This window comes from Bartonella jaculi, from assembly GCF_039543045.1.
In the GTDB taxonomy this organism is placed as follows: Bacteria; Pseudomonadota; Alphaproteobacteria; order Rhizobiales; family Rhizobiaceae; genus Bartonella; species Bartonella jaculi.
Genome location: NZ_BAABIZ010000094.1, coordinates 1 through 1,961, shown reverse-complemented (window position 1 = coordinate 1,961; position 1,961 = coordinate 1). Strand labels below are relative to the sequence as shown.

The window sequence follows — 1,961 nt, the reverse complement described above, 5'->3', positions numbered from 1 at the left end:
CATTTTCAAAAGATGCGATTGTAAACTTTCAGAAAGGTTATTCTCTTTAGCTTCTTTAAAAATCTTTTGCATCCACTCACGAAAAATCTCTTGAGCTTCAGCAGAAAAGCGCATCACAAGCGGGTGTTCTGGAGATCCAAGGGGTTTATCATAAAGAGAATGGAACACCCCTTCATAAGTTTTCCATGCCTCTTGATTAGGAGGTCTATCAACCCATTGCCACTCTTTTGTCTCATCGGGCCACACCAGCATTTGAAACCGTTGTAAAAAACCATCATTGCCTTTGCCATATAAAGCATTGCGTATAAAGGGCAGAATGCGAGAGGGTTGAATACCCCCTATAATGGAAAGAGTTGCATTGGGAATAAAAATGGTTCCACGCCCGATACGGTCATAAGTAAATTGACCATCTCCATTAAAAGCTTCGAGATAAAAAGCACGGTCTGTTTGATATTCCTTCCGTTCCATATCTGTTAAGAAACCGGATAATTCATCACGAACCATTAAGAGACCACGGGGGTTTTCTTTTAACAATTCCCCAAGCTTTTCTACACTCGTATCATTGACAATAAAACGAGAGCTATCATCATGGGTATTGTCTTTAGAGGGGGCTTCAGACAAAAGAGCACGGGCTGTTTCAAGATCTCCTTTTTTGATCGCTTTATGGGCTTGTTTTTTCTTTTCTAACTTGTCTAAAGTTTCAAGTATCTCTTCAATTTCTTGCCTTTCTTTCTGTTTTAACCACTCTTTATACCATTGCTTTTGAAGGCGCGTGATAGGGGCTAAAGCGGCTTGCATGGTAGGTGTTTTCATGGTTGAAGGCTGTCCAATAAGAGCACCCCAAAGATTAGGAACAATTTTCCAATCATCATACTGTTTTGGCGCAATATGCACGCCATTTCCAATGAGAGCAGCCAAACCACATAAAGCAGAGACAGCAATAAAATCGAGAGGGGCTTGTTGACGGTCAGCAATATCATAAATATAGCGACTTAAAGTTAAAGGCACTTGTGCAACGTGAAAAGGTTCGACGGGTAAGAGAGCCGTAGTAATCGGTTTTAATTCCCCCCAGCCATTTTGTTGCAAGGCTTGTTCATAAGGAATAGCTTTTAAACAAGTATTATCATTTAAGGAGGTATTATCGTTATCATTGACAGGGGTATTTTCATTGTTGTTTTGTAAATTACACTCTTTCATAGTTTCCTCTTTTGAGAAAGTAATACGTTATTAAAGTCCATTCCTTTTGGAGCTTGCATCATAAAGACCTCAAAGCCTTGCCTATAAGCACGCTTTGCTAGGGTAAAACCTGCTTTACAACCTGCATCATCCCCATCCATTGCGATTGTCAGACACCCTTTTATGGGAGGTAAATTCACACGCATCATGCCACTGGTTGAAAGAGACGCCCATAAATTCACGGGCTCTGATAACAACCCAGACAGCAGAGACAGCCCCGTTTCAATTCTCACACAAATAACCAGATGTTTTGGATTGGCTTGACTTAAATGCACAGCGCCGCCCATGACAGATCCCAACATGGCTTTGGTTGGTTTCTGATCTGTTTTGCAGCCATTGGCTTGTAAAAAGGTTCTATGAATGGCAAAAGAGCCAGCCCCCTTAACAAGAGCCACCAACGCGGGCAGTGTCATTCCTAAAGGGTGTGGACATTTGTCGTGAAATCGTAAATAAGGAATAAGTCATAACAAATACCCCGCTTGCGTAAATAGGTTTCTGCTAGCGTATCTTTTATCGGTTGGCTTTGTTGCCAAATCTCTTTTGCTCTTTCTGCTTTCTGTTTTGAGAAAGAGAGCGTGTGATCATAGGCTTTATCAACAAAGGCTTGTTTCCCAAGCAAGCCAATTCTTCTAAGCGCTTGTGTGATCTCTCTAAAAGAGCAGCCCGCATAACAAGTGAGTAAGAGGCGCCCATCATGTCCATTGGAAAGAGATAGACTAGGCAAC

1 protein-coding gene and 1 pseudogene are annotated in these 1,961 nt (G+C 41.6%); both read right to left on the bottom strand.

From position 1 onward, the window contains the following. The coding region (locus tag ABD915_RS09490) for a YfjI family protein (RefSeq protein ID WP_345117685.1) at positions 1-1,197 on the bottom strand (1,197 nt) is incomplete at its 3' end. Then, a pseudogene (locus ABD915_RS09485) lies at positions 1,194-1,960 on the bottom strand (DUF7146 domain-containing protein). The pseudogene ABD915_RS09485 and the gene ABD915_RS09490, both read right to left, overlap by 4 nt. Between the last annotated feature and the right edge of the window lies 1 nt (position 1,961).